At 68.0% G+C, this 17,670-nt stretch carries 15 protein-coding genes and 1 tRNA gene; 11 read left to right on the top strand and 5 right to left on the bottom strand.

Going from position 1 to position 17,670, the window contains the following annotated elements:
- Nucleotides 1–1,162: 1,162 nt before the first annotated feature.
- From NA8_RS05095 to dnaG, 3 genes are all read left to right on the top strand, one after another.
- Entirely contained in the window at nucleotides 1,163–2,317 is a 1,155-nt protein-coding gene (locus tag NA8_RS05095) for an FIST signal transduction protein (RefSeq protein WP_063049178.1), read from the top strand.
- Complete coding sequence (locus tag NA8_RS05090; RefSeq protein WP_063049177.1) at nucleotides 2,314–3,063, top strand: Mut7-C RNAse domain-containing protein; 750 nt, start codon at nucleotides 2,314–2,316, stop codon at nucleotides 3,061–3,063. Before NA8_RS05095 ends, NA8_RS05090 begins: the two co-directional genes overlap by 4 nt.
- A gap of 175 nt (nucleotides 3,064–3,238) precedes the next feature.
- A complete protein-coding gene (dnaG, locus tag NA8_RS05085) occupies nucleotides 3,239–5,158 on the top strand; it encodes a DNA primase (protein WP_063049176.1) in 1,920 nt (639 codons plus the stop codon).
- A gap of 81 nt (nucleotides 5,159–5,239) precedes the next feature.
- Here dnaG and NA8_RS05080 read toward each other — a convergent pair whose 3' ends face one another.
- The gene (locus tag NA8_RS05080) at nucleotides 5,240–5,485 is read right to left on the bottom strand and encodes a hypothetical protein (protein WP_040865658.1); all 246 of its coding nucleotides are present in this window, start codon (nucleotides 5,483–5,485) and stop codon (nucleotides 5,240–5,242) included.
- A 203-nt stretch (nucleotides 5,486–5,688) separates the two neighbouring features.
- Between NA8_RS05080 and NA8_RS05075 the strand changes: the two genes are divergently transcribed.
- From NA8_RS05075 to NA8_RS05065, 3 genes are all read left to right on the top strand, one after another.
- Nucleotides 5,689–5,761, top strand: a tRNA-Asn gene (locus tag NA8_RS05075).
- 237 nt (nucleotides 5,762–5,998) lie between these two features.
- Nucleotides 5,999–6,604, top strand: a complete 606-nt coding sequence (locus tag NA8_RS05070; RefSeq protein ID WP_084466532.1) for a restriction endonuclease — start codon at nucleotides 5,999–6,001, stop codon at nucleotides 6,602–6,604.
- A gap of 548 nt (nucleotides 6,605–7,152) precedes the next feature.
- Nucleotides 7,153–8,616 carry an MDR family MFS transporter gene (locus NA8_RS05065; RefSeq protein ID WP_063049174.1) on the top strand — a complete coding sequence of 488 codons (1,464 nt, stop codon included), beginning with the start codon at nucleotides 7,153–7,155 and terminating at the stop codon, nucleotides 8,614–8,616.
- A 181-nt stretch (nucleotides 8,617–8,797) separates the two neighbouring features.
- Here the strand turns inward: NA8_RS05065 and NA8_RS34885 are convergent, their stop codons facing one another.
- Entirely contained in the window at nucleotides 8,798–9,229 is a 432-nt protein-coding gene (locus NA8_RS34885; RefSeq protein ID WP_084466531.1) for a DUF6010 family protein, read from the bottom strand.
- A gap of 243 nt (nucleotides 9,230–9,472) precedes the next feature.
- Between NA8_RS34885 and mbp1 the strand changes: the two genes are divergently transcribed.
- Nucleotides 9,473–9,724, top strand: coding sequence for a microaggregate-binding protein 1 (gene mbp1 / locus NA8_RS05060; protein ID WP_063049173.1), 252 nt, complete (start codon nucleotides 9,473–9,475; stop codon nucleotides 9,722–9,724).
- 83 nt (nucleotides 9,725–9,807) lie between these two features.
- Here the strand turns inward: mbp1 and NA8_RS05055 are convergent, their stop codons facing one another.
- Entirely contained in the window at nucleotides 9,808–10,998 is a 1,191-nt protein-coding gene (locus tag NA8_RS05055; RefSeq protein WP_063049172.1) for a lipase family protein, read from the bottom strand.
- Nucleotides 10,999–11,195: 197 nt separating this feature from the next.
- Here NA8_RS05055 and NA8_RS05050 point away from each other — a divergent pair, with 197 nt between their 5' ends.
- Nucleotides 11,196–12,194, top strand: coding sequence for a YdcF family protein (locus NA8_RS05050; RefSeq protein ID WP_063049171.1), 999 nt, complete (start codon nucleotides 11,196–11,198; stop codon nucleotides 12,192–12,194).
- A gap of 1 nt (nucleotide 12,195) precedes the next feature.
- On the opposite strand, the gene NA8_RS05045 is transcribed toward NA8_RS05050, so the two are convergent.
- On the bottom strand, nucleotides 12,196–12,939 hold the full coding sequence (locus NA8_RS05045; RefSeq protein WP_063049170.1) for a glucose 1-dehydrogenase: 744 nt from the start codon (nucleotides 12,937–12,939) through the stop codon (nucleotides 12,196–12,198).
- A 174-nt stretch (nucleotides 12,940–13,113) separates the two neighbouring features.
- Between NA8_RS05045 and NA8_RS05040 the strand changes: the two genes are divergently transcribed.
- Entirely contained in the window at nucleotides 13,114–14,010 is an 897-nt protein-coding gene (locus NA8_RS05040) for an alpha/beta fold hydrolase (protein WP_063049169.1), read from the top strand.
- Nucleotides 14,011–14,057: 47 nt separating this feature from the next.
- On the opposite strand, the gene NA8_RS05035 is transcribed toward NA8_RS05040, so the two are convergent.
- Nucleotides 14,058–15,449, bottom strand: coding sequence for a WS/DGAT/MGAT family O-acyltransferase (locus tag NA8_RS05035; protein ID WP_063049168.1), 1,392 nt, complete (start codon nucleotides 15,447–15,449; stop codon nucleotides 14,058–14,060).
- A gap of 198 nt (nucleotides 15,450–15,647) precedes the next feature.
- Here NA8_RS05035 and NA8_RS05030 point away from each other — a divergent pair, with 198 nt between their 5' ends.
- Nucleotides 15,648–16,550, top strand: a complete 903-nt coding sequence (locus NA8_RS05030) for a metal-dependent hydrolase (protein WP_063049167.1) — start codon at nucleotides 15,648–15,650, stop codon at nucleotides 16,548–16,550.
- The gene (locus NA8_RS05025) at nucleotides 16,547–17,644 is read left to right on the top strand and encodes a PDR/VanB family oxidoreductase (protein ID WP_084466529.1); all 1,098 of its coding nucleotides are present in this window, start codon (nucleotides 16,547–16,549) and stop codon (nucleotides 17,642–17,644) included. Before NA8_RS05030 ends, NA8_RS05025 begins: the two co-directional genes overlap by 4 nt.
- Nucleotides 17,645–17,670 lie beyond the last annotated feature (26 nt).

Raw genomic sequence — 17,670 nt, 5'->3', positions numbered from 1 at the left:
TCTGCTCGCGAAGCTGATTCGCGATGGTGCGTAGTCGCGGGCTGGGGAAGGCGCTCGGGGCGCTGCGAGATATCTATCTTCGGGACCGATGGCGGCTTCTGCACGCCCACATCGATCTGAGGGCGCCCGGCCGGGTCGTCGGTCCTGTTCGCCTGACGGAAGCTTGGAGTGCGATTCTCGACCGGCGGGGCGGATGCGGCTCCGGTCGGCCCGGTCGCTGTGGAGTCGTCAACGGCATTCGTCCGGCGGAAGGACGCGGCGTCGGTTCGTGCGACGGGGGCGGAGTGCTCTGCGCGGCCCGGCCTCTGGATCAGCGCCGAATCGACGGTGATGGCCTGCGCGGCAGAGGGAGGGCTGTGCGCGACATCCGTGCTCCGGACGGATATCGGGTCGTCAACGGCATCCGTCCGACGAGCTGCCGGGTCGAATTCCGAGTAGCGCGCGGCGGCCGGTGGCCGTGCAGGCGCGGGCACTTCTGCCGCCGCATCGCCGGGCGCGGGTACCCGAACCGGCGCGCTCGGCGCCGTCGGGCACGGTCGGACGACCCGCCTCGACCACGGCGTCGACGCCGAGGCTCTTCGGGCCCACGGGGTGGGCATCGCCTGCCGCTCGGGCACGGCCGATGCTTCGGGCGTGGACTCCGGAGCCCGGGACTCCGCTACCGGAACAGACAGTGCGCTCGCATGGTCGAGTCGGTCGCTGAGCTGCGCCTCGGCGGACGCGATGGCTGCCTTCAACGCGCCGACCGTCCGGGAGGCGTCGGCGATGAGCCGCTCCAGTGTCGATACCATCGCCCGCAGTTCGCCCGTGTCGATCCGCGACGGCTGACTCACGATGTCTCCCGCTTGTCCTCATCAGGTCGTGCCGCGGTGCGCCGACATGCTGATCTCGCGTGACCGTAAAGCAAACTGTGATCGCGTCATTGTCGCTCAGACCGGCCGGACCTCTCGGGGCTGGGAAGATGGGTGATGGGTCGCGAGCCGCCGAACAGCTATCGAATCGCAACCTGCCCGCATCCTTACCGCGCTGGTCTCGATGCCGAGGAGCCGAGCGGTCGACTTCCGCTCACCGCCCCGCCGGACCGCGCTGTCCATCCTTCCCGATGAACTGCCTTGTGCGGCAATGGTATTCGTTGCAGCTTCCAATTGGCTACCATGGAGGGGTGCGGATCGGAGTAGGGCTCTCCACCGCGTCCGAAGCGCGGCGAGCGGGCCGGGAAGCCGCAGCGCGCGCCCGCGACCAGCTAGCGGGCGAAGCGCCGTCGCTCGCTGTGTTGCTCGCCTCCCGCGCCCACACCGACGACGCCGTGGAGGTGCTGTACGGCGTCCACCGGACGGTCCGGGTGCCCGCGCTGGTCGGATGCGTGGCCCAGGCCATCGTGGCGGGTCGCCGCGAGATCGAGGACGAGCCCGCGGTGGTGGTGTGGCTGGCCTCCGGACTGCCCGACGCCGAGACTTTCCAGCTGGACTTCCTCCGCACGGCCAGCGGCGGGCTGCTCGCCGGCTACCGCTTCGACAAGGCCGCACGCGACTTCCACTTGCTGCTGCCCGACCCCTACTCCTTCCCGGCCGATCTCCTGCTGGAGTACGTGAACACGGATCTGCCGGGCACCGTCGTGATGGGCGGGTTGGTCAGCGGCGGACGGGGCCCTGAAGGCAGTCGTCTGTTCCGCGACCACACCGTGATGACCTCGGGCGCGGTCGGCGTGCGATTTCCCGGCCTGCACAGCGTGCCGATCGTCTCCCAGGGCTGCAGGCCGATCGGCTATCCCTACACCGTCACCGGCGCGGACGGCACGGTGATCACCGGGCTCGGCGGCCTGCCCCCGATCGAGCGGTTGCGCGAGATCGTCGCCGTGCTGCCGCCCGCCCAGCAGGAACAGCTCGCGCGCGGCCTGCAGATCGGATTCGTCGTCGACGAACATCTCGCCGAGCCCGGGCAGGGTGACTTCCTGATCCGCGGCCTGCTGGGCGCCGATCCTTCCAGCGGGGCGATCGAGGTGGGCGACGTCGTCGAGGTCGGTACGACCGTCCAATTCCAGGTCCGCGACGCGATCGGCGCGGACCAGGACCTGCGTGCGGCCCTGGCGCGGGCGCGCACCGATCTTGCCGGGCGTCCGGCCGGTGCGCTGCTGTTCACCTGCAACGGACGCGGCAGGCGGATGTTCGGGGTCGCGGATCACGACGCCACGACGATCGAGGACTTGCTCGACGGCATCCCGCTCGCGGGGTTCTTCGCCGCCGGCGAGATCGGGCCGATCGCGGGCCGCAACGCGCTGCACGGATTCACGGCGTCGATGGCGCTGTTCGTCGAATGAGCGTCGACCTGCGGGTCTACGCCGAGCTGAACGACTTCCTGCGGCCCGGCGAGCGATACACCGTGCTGCGGCGGCCCTATCGCCCGCACCAGACCGTCAAGGACGTCATCGAGGCCGCGGGCGTCCCGCACACCGAGGTCGACCTGGTCCTGGTGGACGGACGACCGGTGCGCTTCGACCATCACCCCCGTCCCGGTGGGCGGATCACCGCGTATCCCGTCTTCGAGACACTCGATATCGGCGGCGTGACCAGGGTTCGCCCGCACCCGTTGCGCGCACCCCGGTTCCTCGCGGACGTGAATCTCGGCGGCCTCGCCAAGCTGATGCGGCTGATGGGCCTCGACGTGCACTGCCGGTGGGAGGCCGGGGACGCGGAACTCGCGGATCTGTCGGCGGCCGAGCATCGGATCCTGCTCACCCGTGACCGCGGCCTGTTGATGCGCCGCAACGTCGCACACGGCGTCTACATCCGGTCGGATCGGCCGGCTGACCAGGTCGTCGAGGTGATCCGGCGCCTGGATCTCGTCGCGCGCCTGGATCCGTTCACCCGCTGCTTGCGCTGCGGCGGCGTCGTCGAGGAGGTCGCCAAAGCCGCGGTCGAGGATCGGCTGGAACCGCTCACCCGTCGTCACTACGACACCTTTCAGCAGTGCCGCGACTGCGGCCGGGTTTACTGGCAGGGCTCTCACCAGGCCCGACTGGCCGAGATAGTCGCGGCGATCCGCGCGGAGCTCGACCGCTGCTGAACCCCGCGCGAGCGATTCCGGTTCGATCACGCGATGACCCCATCGAAGGCCGGGCACCGCTCGGCCCGAGCAGCCGTGGCCTGCCCGGCCACCCGCTCGTCGGCAGGTCCGACCGGAACTCGCTGTGCGGAGCCGCCCGGGCGCGTCGGCCTCGCGTTCGCCTAGACTCTCTGCCGTGGCCGGACGACTTCCAGATCGCGATATCGCGGCGATACGCGAACGCGTCCGGATCGAAGACGTGGTGGGGGAGTACGTCGCGCTCAAGCGCGCCGGCGCGGACTCCATGAAGGGCCTGTGCCCGTTCCACGACGAGAAGTCGCCGTCGTTCCATGTGCGGCCCAATCACGGACTGTTCCACTGCTTCGGCTGCGGCGAAGGCGGCGACGTGTTCGCCTTCCTGCAGAAGATCGAGCATGTCGGGTTCGTCGAGTCGGTCGAGCAGCTGGCCGACCGGATCGGCTACCAGATCAACTACGAGGGCGGCGGCACCTCGGTGCAACGCGACCGAGGCACCCGGTCCCGGCTGGTCGCGGCGAACGCGGCCGCGCACGAGTTCTACGTCGCCCAGCTGCGCGAGCCTGGAGCCGAAGCCGCGCGCAACTATCTCACCGAGCGCAATTTCGACGCCGCGGCCGCGCACACTTTCGGCTGCGGCTACGCCCCCGCCGGATGGGACACGCTCACCAAGCACCTGCTCCGCAAGGGTTTCGACTTCAAGGAGCTGGAGGCGGCCGGACTGTCCCGCCAGGGTCAGCGCGGCCCGATCGACCGCTTCCACCGGCGGCTGCTGTGGCCGATCCGGAACCTGTCCGGCGACGTCATCGGATTCGGCGCCCGCAAGCTCTTCGACGACGACACCATGCCCGGCAAATACATCAACACGCCGGAAACGGTGCTGTACAAGAAATCTCAGGTGCTGTTCGGCCTGGACCTGGCCAAGCGCGAGATCGCCAAGGGACACCAGGCGGTCGTGGTCGAGGGCTACACCGACGTCATGGCGATGCACCTGGCCGGGGTCAAGACCGCTGTCGCCTCGTGTGGCACGGCCTTCGGCGACGAGCATCTCGCCCTGCTGCGCCGCCTGATGATGGACGACAATTTCTGGCGCGGCGAGATCATCTACACCTTCGACGGCGACGCCGCGGGACAAGCGGCGGCACTGAAAGCCTTCGGAGGCGATCAGAAGCTGGCCGGTCAGACCTACATCGCGATCGCTCCGGACGGACAGGACCCGTGTGAACTGCGGCAGCACTCCGGCGACGCCGCCGTGCGCGATCTGGTCGCTCGCCGAACCCCGCTGTACGAGTTCGTGATTCGCGGCCTGCTCGCCGACCACAACCTGGATACCGCCGAGGGACAGGTGGAGGCGCTGCGCCGCGCGGTGCCGGTAGTCGCGCAGATCAAGGACAACGCCCTGCGCAAGGCCTACGCCACCAAACTCGCGGGCTGGGTCGGCTGGGACGACATCCAGACCGTGGTGCGCCGCGTGGGCGAAGAAGCCAAGCGGCACCGCAACGGCGGCGGCCCCGCCGGTGTCGGGCGGGCGCCCGCGCCGCGCGAAGTGGTCGCCGAACATCCTGCCGCACGGCCGAATCCGAACGATCCCACGCTCTTGCCGCAACGCCAGGTGCTGGCCGCCGCGCTGCAGTACCCGGCGATGGCCGGAGCCGGTTTCGACGCGCTCGAGGCCGAAGCCTTCACCCATCCCGCCTATGCCGTCCTTCGCGCCCTGATCGCCGAGGCCGGCGGTACGGCGATCGGGCTGGGCGGCGCCGAGTGGGTCAACGCCGTCGCCGACCGCACCGACGACCTCACCGTGCGCGCCCTGCTCTCGGAGCTGGCCAACGAGCCGCTACCGGTGAAAACGGAAGCCGACATCCCGCGCTTCGTCGCCGGTGTCCTGGCGCGCACCCAGGAGGCATGGGTGGGCCGGCAGATCGCCGAGCTGAAGTCCAAGCTCCAGCGAGTCTCCTCGACCGAACAGCCGGACGCCTACTTCGCCCTCTTCGGCGATCTCGTCGCCCTGGAGCAGTACCGCAAAAGCCTGCTCACCCAGGCGATGGGCAGCCACGGGGACTTCGCCACCGGGGCCTAGCGTCCGGCTGCGTCGGTGCAGAGCGCGGAACTCCTCGCACAGTGTTCGACATGCGCGAGGAATGACCCAATACGCGGCAGGTCAGCGGCGGAGCTGGTCGTGCGGCACCAGCACGGTGGTCCGCTCGTCGAGTGGCTCCATCGGCTCGAGGCGGGGACGGGTGCTGAGCTTGTCCGACAATTTCTGCCTGCCGACGAGCACGAGCTTGCGAGTCACCGGGCTCTCGGTCAACGCGCGGGTCGCGGCGCTGATCTGTTCGTAGCGAGCCCGCCCGGCCTTGCTGCCGAGTACGTACCCGGCCGCCACGCCGATGATCAACCGCAGCATCTCGATGTGCTCCTCCCAGTTGCCAGTTCGCCGCCCCCATCCTGCCCGACGCCCCACGCGCCTGTCGATCCGGACACCCGATAGCCCCGCACTCCGCCCACCCGGACAAGTCGCAGGTAGCGACACGATTTGGGCTCCCGCCCAGCGATACGCTAGAGTTTCTCCTCGGCCCGCCCGATACCAACCGGGCGAGCCAAGGGCAATCCCCTATAGCTCAATTGGCAGAGCAGCCGACTGTTAATCGGCAGGTTTCTGGTTCGAGTCCAGATGGGGGAGCTGTGACCAGGGCGAACGTATCAGTTCGACCCTGGTTTTTCGTTTCGGGGGAACGGCAGGTTTCGGCCGGCGCGCTGCGGGCCGTGCGGCGCTCGACGAACGTGAACAAGCCGAGTCTTTGCCCTGAGCGCACGCTGCTGTCCGAGGGGTGAGGCAGCTTTACTCGGGCGAAGTTGTCGGTCGGTTGGGCTACGGTTCTGTTCGCCGACAATCGACCGGCACCGCCGAGGGGGAGACATGGCAAGACGGCGTCGTCATTCCGACAACGTGGCTCTGCTGATGATGTTCGGGATTGCCGGGGTCGTGGTTCTGGCCCCGGTGGTGCGATTCGCCAGGGACAACGTGGTGGCCGTTATCGCTGCGGTCGTAGGGGTTGTCGTCGTGGCTGTAGCCGCGGCGGTGTTGTGGAAGTCGTGTATCCGGCGGCGTCGGGAGCTCGAGGACAAGCGGCTACGCGCCGTCTTGCCGTTTCACGAGATGAATGACAAGCAGTTCGAGCACGCGCTGGCTTCGCTGTGTCGCGACAGTGGTTGCCGTCAGGTGGAGGTCTCGGGTGGCTCGGGTGACCACGGCGCGGATGTGGTCGCGTTGACTCTGGACGGGCGCAGGTTGATCCTGCAGGCCAAGCGATACAACATCACACGCCGGGTCGGCGACAAGGAGATGCAGCAGCTGGTCGGTGGATTGCTGACCTGGCACCGATTCGACATCGCCGCCCTGGTCGCGACAGCGTCGTTCACCGCGCCCGCTCGCGCGACCGCCGCCCGAAGCGGCATCCGGCTAGTGGACAACCGTGCGCTGGCCGCATGGAACTCCGGGACCGGTCCGGCTCCCTGGGAATGAGATCGGGTGGCGGACGAGGAAACCGGCCGTGCGGAAGGAGTCTCCAACAGCCCGGCCCGTTGAAGACAACGCGGAGGGGAATGAGTTGGCCATCTACCGGAGGCTGGATCGGATGGGCATCTCGCCCGAATCCATCGGGCAATCGATGAGGAACGTGTCGTTCCGGCATCGCGCCGATTGTCGAACGAGCCCGAGATCGCTGGGTGAGTCGAGGATGCTCTGGACGACATCGCGGTCTTCGCCCGTACGTCGGCCTAGGAGCGGGCTGCGATCTCGAAATCGATGGTTCGCGGGCAGTGACCAGGCTCACGATTCGATCTCGGCGCCTGGTGGGAGTGGCTGCTGAACAGCGGTTTCTGGTAGGCGTGTGAGGTGGGTGGGCCGGAAAATCGGGTGATTTCTGTCGGTGCCGACCGGAATACTGACCCGCGCCCGATGAGTTCGAGCAATCGACACCGTCTCTACTGCTGTGGCGCCGGGAGCCGATCCGGTGACTCGGCGCAGGGCCACATGTTCTTGTCAACGACCCATTGCCCCGGAGGTATCCGATGTCCGCCGAATTATCCGCTCCCGCCTCGGGAGGACGGACACCGACCGTCATCCGGGTGCTGGTACTCGCGACATTCGTCGTGATCCTGAACGAGACCATCATGATCAACGCGATTCCGCGGTTGATGGAAGACCTCGCGATCACCGACCGGGCGGCGCAGTGGGTGTCGACGGCGTTCATGCTGACGATGGCGGCGGTCATCCCGACCACCGGCTGGTTCCTGCAGCGTGTGTCCACCCGGCACGCTTACGCCGCCGCGATGGGCGTCTTCCTGGCCGGTACCGCGCTGTCGGCGGTCGCCCCGTCGTTCGCGGTGCTGCTGCTCGGGCGAGTCGTTCAGGCGTTCGGCACCGCGGTGATGATGCCGCTGTTGATGACCACGCTGATGACGGTGGTGCCCGAACAGGACCGGGGCCGGGTGATGGGCAACGTCACCTTGGCTATTTCGGTCGCGCCCGCGATGGGTCCGGTGATCTCCGGAGCGGTGCTGCAAATCGGTTCGTGGCGTTGGCTTTTCGTGCTGGTGCTGCCGATCGCCGGGATCATCGCCTGGCTGGGTCTGCGTCAGCTGGAGAACGTCGGTGAACCGCAAGCCGGGCAGATCGACGTGTCCAGTGTGGCACTGGCGGCGCTCGGGTTCGGTGGGCTGGTGTACGGGCTCAGCCGGTTCGAGAGCGGCAACCTCACCAGCCCGGCGCTGATCGTCGCCGCAGGCTCGGCGCTGATCGCTGCGTTCGTGTGGCGTCAGCTGCGCCTGCAGCGCACCGGCACGCCGCTGCTGGATCTGCGGGTCCTGCTGTCGGGCACCTACGCCAAGGCGCTGATCCTGATGTCGGTGGCGTTCATGGCGATGCTCGGATCGATGATCTTGCTGCCGTTGTACCTGCAGAACCTGCGTGGTCTGAGCCCCTTGGCCACCGGCTTGCTGGTAATGCCGGGCGGATTGGCGATGGGCCTGCTCGGACCGACGGTCGGCCGCCTGTTCGACCGGTTCGGCGGGCGCCTGCTGGTGATTCCGGGCTCGATCGGCATCGCCGCGTCGCTGGCCGGGTTCACTCAGATCTCGATGACGATGCCGTACTGGCAGCTGCTGGCCCTGCACATTTTGCTTATGGTGTCGCTCGCGGCGGCGTTCACCCCGGTGTTCACGCTCGGCCTCGGTGCGTTGCCGCAGCATCTGTACTCGCACGGCAGCTCCATGCTCGGCACCTTGCAACAGGTCGCCGCGGCATTCGGTACCGCACTGGTGGTGACGGTGATGTCGGCGCACGCCACCACCCGCGCCGCGGAAGGCGCGGATCTGGTCACCGCCCATCTCGACGGCATGCGCCTGGCCTTCCTCGTCTCGGCGGCTCTGGCGTTGCTCGTGATCGTCATGGCCGTGCTGTTGCCGGGCCGGGCCGCCGCCCCGGCGGAAGCCGAGGAATTCGAGACCGCGACTCCCGAACTCGCCAAGCACTGAGCGAATCCACGGCACGGCGAAGCCCTGGCAGCATCGACTGCCAGGGCTTCGCCGTATGCGGCCTGGGCCGGTGGCTCGAAGGAGATTGCCCGATCCCTGCCGAGCCTGCGCTGTGAGCAGCGCGAAGATCACACCGAGACCAGAGTCACCGACCATCCGCGCACCGTGAACGACTGCTGACTCAACCGTGCGATGATGGATTGCTACATCTCGAGGTGCTTGACTCGATGATCCGTATCCATTCCGTCCCCAATTCTTGTCCGGCGCAGAGCAATTCAGTATTCCGGTCGGAGCCGCCAGGGTACGGCAGTAGGAGCGGGACGGCCGCGACGGACAACTCAGGGCATCGACGCATCGGCTGTGCGGGCATTGTCCGACAACGAATTCGCGTACCGCGAGAAGCGGTGGACGGTTGACTCGCGGTAACAAGGGGTGTGGTAGCCGGTCGTCCCCGGCTCGAAGGGGACAGTTGCAGGTTTCCGCCTCCGCTGAGGTACGCGGCTCCTGCGCCGGCGACCATGACGGCGTTGAAACGGCGGCGATGCGGCTCGGGAATCGCCGACATGGCCAGCGCGTATAAGACGCCGATCAGTATCGGCGCGACATAACTCATGATCGGCGGACTCCTTGTGAGCAGGGCCTTCGGCGATTCGAATGTATCGACGAGGCCCGTTGCCGCCCAGTGGCATTCAAGTCACGTCCCACCGGGAATTCGCCAAACGGCGCAGTCCTCTCCGTCGGATGACGGCGTCTGGCAGTTGTGGACGCGGCAGGTGGTGGGAGTCACAGGACGATTGATGGCGTCGCGGACGGGTATGCGGCGGATGTCAGCCGACTAATCAATGGGAGGTATGTGATGCCGGAGCATCAGAGCGGACCCCGGGAAGCTGTCGAGGGTGTCGTCGAGGACATCAAGGGGAAGGCGAAGGAAGCCGCTGGCGTCGTCACCGGTGACGAGAACCTGAAGAAAGAGGGTCGCGCCCAGCAGGACAAGGCCGAGTCCCAACGGGACGCGGCGCAGAAGGAAGCCGAGGCCGAAAAGGCCCGTGCGAACGCGGATCTCGATGAGGCGCGGCAGAACGCCTACGAGAGCGGCAAGGACATCTAGCTCCCGCCGCGAGATCCGGTGTGGCGGTGTGGCGGAGCGATCCGTGCCCGGCCCGGCGGTGAATCGCCGCCGCCGGGCCGCCCTCAGCAGTTGCTCGGTGCGGGCATGTCGTGCAGGCGCGCGTCCAACCAATCGAGTGCGGACGGGATTCCGAGTACGGCGGCGGACAAATGGTCCGGGCTGAGGAATTTCTCGTATTGCACACGCACGCCCGCACGGCAATACCGCCCGAGCGTGGCATCGATCGACTCAACCGGGATGAGCGCGTCGTTCTCCGCGCGCCACTGGTAGAGCGGCACGGCCGGAATACCGTCGTAGAGTTCCAGACTGTTCTCCTCGAGCACACCGCGAGCGCGCGGGTCGTCGGCCAGCGAATTCGAGGCCGCGACGTCCACGATGCCGCGTCCGGCGCCCGCCAGGAGAATTTCGTTCGTGCAACTGTCGGCGATCCTGTTGCGGACCGCCAATCCGACCGAATTGAGTTGCTCGCTCACCGGTAGCCGTGCCGGGTACTCCCGCTCCAGTCCGAGGGCCGCCGCGAAGGCGAGGCCGAATGCCGCGTGCGGCGCGTAACCGAGGCCCTCGATCATCTTGACCAGATTCATCGGCACCCCGCCCGCGGCCACCCCGGCCAGCGGCAGTTCCGGCGCGTAGGTCGGCGCCAGCGCGGCCGCCCACGAACTCGCCATACCTCCGCCGGAGTAGCCGAGCAGGGCGATCGGGCTGTCCACCAGTTCCAGTTCCGCGACCCGCCGGGCGGCGCGCAGACCGTCCAGGGTGATCATGCCACCGAGTTTCGCGGCACCGTAGGCGCTGGTGGGGCCCAGATGATCAGGGAGAGCGACCGACCAGCCGCGCAGCAGCAGGGCGTTGAGCGCGGGTGCTTCGCGCACCGCCAGGTTGGGATCGCTGGTGTAGAGCACCCGGGATACCGAGCACTGGGTGCCGAGTGCGTTGATGATGTGCTGATAGGACAGCAGCGGCCTGCCTGGGGTGGGATTCGGCGGAGTCAGCACCGTAGTGGTGGCCGCGATCGGGTCGCCCACGGAGTTGGTGGAGCGGAACTTGATCATCGTGACCGTCGAGCCCGGGAACACCGGCAGTGCGGGCATCTGCCGTACTGCGAGGACATCGCCGGGTGCGGCGCGATCCAGGCCGGCCGGGGTGGCGTAGAACGGATCCGGATCGGGTGCGGGATAGATCGGCTGTGCTGCGGCTTGCGGTGTGATCACGCAGAGCGCGGCCGCGGCGGTGGCGATGACCAATCGAAGCATGGTTTTCGACGACTCCCATTCATCACGACGTGCTGTTCCGTAACGCTGGTGTGCTGAAGTCGAATGCTCCCGGCCGCCGGTTGCTTTGACCGATGCCCGGACCTGCACACTGTAGGGGACGATCGGAAAAGGCCGAGGTAGCCGCGCCGCTTGTCGATGGAGGGGCGCGCTGTCCCCCGGTCGGCTACCGTGGCCCGGTGCTCCTGCTGGTCGGCGTGGTCCTGCTCGGTGTCTTCGCAGTGCGATTCGGCAGGGACCGCAGGCGGCTGGGCCACGGAGTGCTGCTGCTCCTCGGGGCGGGGTTCGTCGGCGCGTGGGCGGTGGGCCGCATCGCCGAAGGGGATCTTCCGGTGGTGCTCGCACCGCTGTTGGTGCTCCTGTCGCCGCTGCTGGTCTTGGTGCTCGCCGGGTTGTCGATCGCCAACGGCGCGCAACTGGTGCGTCGAGAGGGGTGGCGTCTTCCGAATCTGCTGCCGGTCGGGCTCGGCTTCGGGCTGCTGGCGCCCTATGTGGTGCTGGCTCTCGCCTTGGTGACCGAAAATCGCTGGTTGGTAGTGCTGCTGGCCTCGCTGACGATGGCGATCAGCTACGTCGGGTTCCTGTTCGCGGCGTTCCTGTTGTATTCGCTCTGCTACGGCCTGCTGCCCTACCGTCCCGAGATGGACGCGATCGTGGTGCACGGCGCCGGGTTGGTCGAGGGCGAGGTGCCGCCGTTGCTGGCCGCGCGCCTGGATCGCGCGATCGAGGTCTACCGCGGCGAAGCCGATGCGGGACGCGCCCCGCTGTTGATCGCCAGTGGCGGTAGGGGTTCCGATGAGGAGGTTTCCGAGGCGTCGGCGATGGCGGACTACCTGATCCGCCATGGAGTGCCCGAAGACCACGTGGTGCTGGAGGATCGCTCGGGAACCACCGAGGAGAATCTGCTCTTCACCAAGCGGCTGCTCGGCGAGCGCGGCGCCACCACGCGCATGGTGCTGGTGACGAGCAATTTCCACGTGCTGCGCACGGCGATCCTGGCGCGCCGCCTCCGCCTCGATGCCGAGGTGACGGGCGCCAGGACGGCCTTCTACTATCTGCCGAGCGCTTTCCTGCGCGAATTCGCCGCGCTGGTGGTGGCCTACAAGTGGAGCAACGTGCTCACGGGCCTCGCGTTGGTGTCGCTGCCACCGCTCGTGCTGCTGGCCACCGGCCGATGACTCAGCCGAAGCTCTTGTGCGGAACGCCCACGGTGAGACCGCCGTCGATGACGAACTCGGCGCCGGTGGAGTACGACGACTCGTCGCTGGCCAGATAGGTCACCAGCGCGGAGACCTCGGCCGGGTCGGCGGCGCGACCGAGCGGGATCTGCAGGAAGTCCTCGGGGATGTTCTCCGTCATCGGAGTGCGGATCATGCCGGGATGCACGGAATTCACCCGGATCTTGTACTGCGCCAGCTCGAGCGCGGTGGATTTGGTGAGCCCCCGCACGGCGAACTTGGTGGCCGTGTAGCCGTGCAGGCCAGGGCTGCCGCGCATGCCCTCGACGGAGGAGATGTTGATGATCGAGCCGCCGCCCGCCTCGATCATCGCGGGCGTGGCGGCCTGCATGCCGAGGAACGTGCCGGTGAGGTTGATGTCGATGATCCGCTGCCATTCGGCCAGTTCGAACGCGACGAGCAGGTTGCCGTTCACGATGCCCGCGTTGTTCACCAGGACACTCAGCGACCCGAACCGCTGTACCGCCTCGTCGACGGACTTGCGCCAGTCGCCCGGCTCGCGCACGTCGAGGTGGACGTAGGTGGCGTTGTCGCCGAGTTCCGCGGCGACCGCGGCGCCCTCGTTGTCGAGCACGTCGCCCAGCACCACGCGCGCGTCCTCGGCGACCAGTGCCCTGGCGTGCGCCGCGCCCATGCCGCGCGCTCCGCCGCTGATCAACGCCACTTTGCCGGTCAACCGCCCCATCGGGGTACCTCCGTCTCTCGAATTGTCTGTAACACGTTACAGAAATGCGCCTTGTGCCGACGCGTCTCGCGACAGTAATCCAGGTAATCGCTGGGGAGTCGCGCGCAGATGTGTCATGATCGTGTAGAACGCGTTCTAAAACGTGCCACGGTGTGACCGCTCGGGAGGTGCGTCATGACGAACCCCGGCCGAAGCGCGACGCGGTTGGGTGGACGTTTCCGGGTGCCCGACATCGCCGAGGTGCCCGGTGGCCGCCTGGTCGAACTGCCGGGCCGGGGCCGGACCTACGTGGTCGAAATCCCGGGCCCGGAAGACGCGCCCGCACTTGTGCTGCTGCACGCCACGGCCTGCACCGCGTACCTCACCTGGTTCCCGTCGCTGGCGGCGCTGGCGCAGCGGTACCGGGTGATCCTGTTCGACCAGCGCTGGCACGGGCGCGGCATCCGCTCCGAGCGGTTCACCCTGGAGGACTGCGCCGACGACGTGGTGGCCGTGCTCGAAGCACTGCGGCTGGACCGGGCCATCTGCACGGGATTCTCCTTGGGCGGGATCGTCGGCCTGCTGGCGGCGCATCGCCATCCGGATCGGGTGAGCGGGCTGGTGCTCTGCGCGACGCCCTATCGGTTCCGCGAGAAATGGCGCGAACACGCTTTTCACCGAACGTTCGCAACCTTGGCCGCCGCGGTGGGGCCCTACTCCTACCGCCGTGCCGAGAGGCTCGCCGGGCGTCTGCCCGAGCTCCCGGTGGTCACCTGGACGCCGGGGCGATTGGATCGCTGGGCACTGGGCGAGTTTCGCAGTACCAGTGGTTGGGCGCTCACCCAGGTGCTCGCCGCGGTCGGGCGCTTCGACGCGACCGCGTGGCTGTGCAGTCTGACGATGCCGACCGCCGTGGTCGTCACGACCCGGGACCGGGCGGTCCCGCTCTACCGGCAGGTCGAGATGGCGACCATGATCCCGGGGGCGAGCATGCACCGTGTCGCGGCGGGGCACGCGTGTTGCGTGCTCGAGGCCGATCGTTTCGTGCCGGTGTTGCTCGAAGCCTGCGAGGCCGTCGCGGCGAAGATCTGACGGTGCTCGGTCCTGTCCGGCGGCGATGGCGGACAGTCGACCGGCACTCAGCCCGATGTCCGTGCCGCGGAGAGCAATTCGGAGACCACGCCGGGAACGGCGTCGGTGAGCGCCCCGATGTCGGGCACCAGTTCCTTGCAGGCGATGAAACCGAAGTTCAGCTTGTCGTTGTTCGACAGCACGGTCACCGTCAGGCCCGCGCCGTGGAACACCGGCCCGAACGGGTACATCCCGTCCACCCGGAAGCCGAGGAAGTACAGCGGCATCGGGGGACCGGGCACGTTGGACACCACCAGGTTGTGCACCACGGGGTGCACCTCCGCCAGCTTGAGCGACGAGTACATCCGCGCCGCGAGCCGAAAGGTGTTCGGCGGAGCATATTTCGACCAGTCCTGCAGGAAGTCCGCACCTATCACCTCATGCTCTTCCTTGGCCCCGCGATTGGCCTCGGCCACCTCGCGCAAGCGTTCCACCGGGTCGGCGATGTCGGTGCCGAGCGTCGCGAACAGCGCGGAGACCTTGTTGACGCCCGCGGTGTGCCGGGTCGACTCGTGCACGGACACCGGCACGGAGGCGATGAGCGAGCGGTCCGGCAATTCGTCGCGTCCGGCCAGATAGGTGCGCAGCGCACCGGCGACGACGGTGAGCACCACGTCGTTCACCTTGACGCCGAACGCTGAGCGGATCTCCTTGATGGCGTCGAGTTCGGCGTCGGTGAACGCGACGGCGCGATGCGGGGTGATGGCGAGATTGAAGGGCGTGCGGGGAGCGGAGAACGGTACCGCCATGCCCGCCTTGTTCTTGCGGCGGCGCTGCGCGAAGCCGGCGACGACACCGACGGTTTTCGGCAGCATGCCGACGATGCCCGCCCGGGTCGGGAACTTCACCACCGCCTCGGCCAGCAGTCGCCAGTCGTTCGGTTTCGGGTCCGGGCGCCACCGCTGGTCGGGCACCTCTTTGGCGGCGCCCGGTTCCGGGTCGCACAGGTGCAACATCAGGTTGGCGCCGGTGATGCCGTCCACGGCGGCGTGATGGTATTTGCAGACCACCGCGACCTTCCCGTCGTCGAGACCTTCCACCACCGACATCTCCCACAGCGGGCGGTCGCGGTCCATGGGACGGCTGGCGATGTCCCCGACGAGTTCGGCGAGTTCCCGGCGCCCGGCCGGGGGCGCGATCGCGATCCGGCGCACGTGGTAGTCGAGGTCGAAATCCGCGTCCTCCACCCAGACGGGATGGTCGAGATTCAACGGCACCTCGTACACGCGGCGGCGCATCTGCGGAATCAGCGGAATCCGCCGGGCCAGTTCGGCTTTGAAGCCCTCGAATGAGTAATCACCCGACGACGGGTCGAGGATCAGCAGTGCGCAGACGTGCAGATGCTGGGTTCCGGTTTCCAAGTAGAGAAAGCTGGCATCCAATCCGGTCAATCGTTCCATAGCGAAATCCTACTAGAACATGTTCTAGTTTTGGGGTGATGGCGGCCGGTGTGACGACTGTTGCGAAGTGGTGTCACCGTACAGCGACGAGCATCCGTTTTGTGTGTTACCGAAGGTTCCATATATGTGTATGATGCTTGCTACGGATATGTAGGAAACGCGCGACGGGTACGGGCGCGTGCGGATCGAGGAGTATCGATGAAGCTACTTCGCAGGGCAGGGCGGCGGCCCGACACCGACCCGGGCGCGGTGGCGCTGCACGCCCGCAACGTGCGCTTCGACTGGTCGGACACGCCGCTGCGCTGGATGCCGACCGAGCCCATCGCCTCGCACCTGATCAACTCGCTCAATCTGTTGCTGCCCGAAGGTGAGCGCATGTTCTGCGCCGCGTACGCCGAAGCGCTGCCGTATGTGCGGGACGAGAAGCTGCGCGAGGCGATGCTCGGGTTCATCGGTCAGGAATCGATGCACGCCGAGACGCATGACAAGGTGCTGCACGAGGTGCTCGCCGCGCACGGCATCGATCCGGAGCCCTATCTGCGGCAGGCCGAATACCTGTTCCGCCGCACGCTCGGGCCGCGTGATGTGGACGGCGTGGCCGAACGACAGGTCCTGGTCGAGCGGCTGGCTTTCATCGCCTGCCTGGAGCACTTCTTCGCCTACCTCGGCGATTGGGTGCTCAACGCGGATCTGGAGCGGTTCGGCGCCGACCCGCGCATGGCCGACCTGTTTCGCTGGCACGGGGCCGAAGAGGTCGAGCACCGGCACGTCGCGCACGACGTGGCCGTCTACTTCGGCGCCGGCTACCTGCGGCGCGCCGGGTTGATGCTGCTGGTGTTCCCGATCTTCCTGACCTTGGTGGTGCGCGGCACCAAGTTCCTGGTCCACCAGGACCGGGATCTGCCCGACCTCGGTTATCCCCGGTTGCTGGCGAGAGTCTTCGGCGCGATGTGGCGCGGCGCGTTGCCCGGCGTCCCCTCGCTGCTGTGGAGCGCACTGAGCACTTTCGAGCCGGGCTACAACCCGGAGTCGGTCGGCTCCACCGCGCAGGCGGTGGCCTACCTGGCCAAATCCCCGGCGGCACGGGCGATTGCCTCGTGACCATCCCCGACCACCTGCCCGCGGATCTGTTCGGCAGGCGCGAGGTCGATCGCACCGTGCGGGTGTTCGACGCGGTCGCCTCGGCGCGATTGCGCTGGACCACGCTGGTCAACCGGCGCGATCCTCGTCCGAAGGTGGACGACCGGCGGCTGGCGCTGGTGGTCACCGAACGCCGGATCGAGGCGCACGACCAGGACGTGGTAAGCCTGCGGCTGGCCGCCCCCGACGGACGCGCCCTGCCGCCTTGGCGTCCCGGCGCCCACCTCGACCTCGAACTCCCATCCGGCCGCCTGCGCCAGTACTCGCTGTGCGGCGACCCGGCCGATGTCCGCGCCTACCGGGTGGCGGTGCGCCGGATCCCGGAAGGCGGCGGTGGCTCGGTGGAGGTGCACGACTCCCTCCCGGTGGGCTCGCCGATCGTGGTGCGCGGTCCACGTAACGCGTTCCCCTTCGCCGTGCCCGGCCACGGATCTCCGGCGAGGCGACTGCATTTCGTCGCGGGCGGCATCGGCGTCACGCCGATCCTGCCCATGGCCAGGCTGGCGCACCGGCTCGGCATCGAGTGGTCGATGGTGTACACCGGGCGCAACCGCGCCACGCTGCCGTTCCTCGACGAGATCGTGGGCTTCGGCGACCGGGTCGTGGTGCGCACCGACGACGAGCACGGGCTTCCCGACGCGGGCGCCCTGCTGCCAGGCGTCGGTCCCGATACCGCGGTCTACAGCTGCGGTCCGGCGCCGATGATCGGCGTGATCGCCGGCGGCGTGCGGGAAATGCCGTCCGTGGAACTGCATTCCGAGCGGTTCTCGCCACCGCCGATCGTGAACGGCAAGCCGTTCGAAATCCAATTCGCCTCCACCGGGGAGGTCGTCGAGGTCGATGCGACGCACACCGCGCTCGACGCCGTCCTCGCGTCCCGGCCCGACCGTCCGTACTCGTGCAGGCAGGGCTTCTGCCGCACGTGCAAAGTCCGGGTCCTGGCCGGCGAACCCGACCACCGCGACAGCGTGCTCACCGCCGCCGAACGCGAGGCGGGCGCGATGCTCGTCTGCGTCTCGCGCGCCGATGGCGGACGCCTCGTGCTCGATCTGTGATCCGGCCTGCCGATCGGCCAAGGAGA

It is taken from the genome of Nocardia arthritidis NBRC 100137, from assembly GCF_001612765.1.
Taxonomy (GTDB): Bacteria; Actinomycetota; Actinomycetes; order Mycobacteriales; family Mycobacteriaceae; genus Nocardia; species Nocardia arthritidis.
The sequence above is the reverse complement of the archived record's forward strand: the minus strand, read 5'-3'. Positions and strand labels throughout refer to the sequence as shown.

Coding starts and splice junctions, on each gene's coding strand:
- NA8_RS05090 (WP_063049177.1), top strand. CDS start 2,314: ATGAGCGTCGACCTGCGGGTCTACGCCGAGCTGAACGACTTCCTGCGG.
- NA8_RS05080 (WP_040865658.1), bottom strand. CDS start 5,485: ATGCTGCGGTTGATCATCGGCGTGGCGGCCGGGTACGTACTCGGCAGC.
- NA8_RS05070 (WP_084466532.1), top strand. CDS start 5,999: ATGGCAAGACGGCGTCGTCATTCCGACAACGTGGCTCTGCTGATGATG.
- NA8_RS05065 (WP_063049174.1), top strand. CDS start 7,153: ATGTCCGCCGAATTATCCGCTCCCGCCTCGGGAGGACGGACACCGACC.
- NA8_RS34885 (WP_084466531.1), bottom strand. CDS start 9,229: ATGAGTTATGTCGCGCCGATACTGATCGGCGTCTTATACGCGCTGGCC.
- mbp1 (WP_063049173.1), top strand. CDS start 9,473: ATGCCGGAGCATCAGAGCGGACCCCGGGAAGCTGTCGAGGGTGTCGTC.
- NA8_RS05055 (WP_063049172.1), bottom strand. CDS start 10,998: ATGCTTCGATTGGTCATCGCCACCGCCGCGGCCGCGCTCTGCGTGATC.
- NA8_RS05045 (WP_063049170.1), bottom strand. CDS start 12,939: ATGGGGCGGTTGACCGGCAAAGTGGCGTTGATCAGCGGCGGAGCGCGC.
- NA8_RS05040 (WP_063049169.1), top strand. CDS start 13,114: ATGACGAACCCCGGCCGAAGCGCGACGCGGTTGGGTGGACGTTTCCGG.
- NA8_RS05035 (WP_063049168.1), bottom strand. CDS start 15,449: ATGGAACGATTGACCGGATTGGATGCCAGCTTTCTCTACTTGGAAACC.
- NA8_RS05030 (WP_063049167.1), top strand. CDS start 15,648: ATGAAGCTACTTCGCAGGGCAGGGCGGCGGCCCGACACCGACCCGGGC.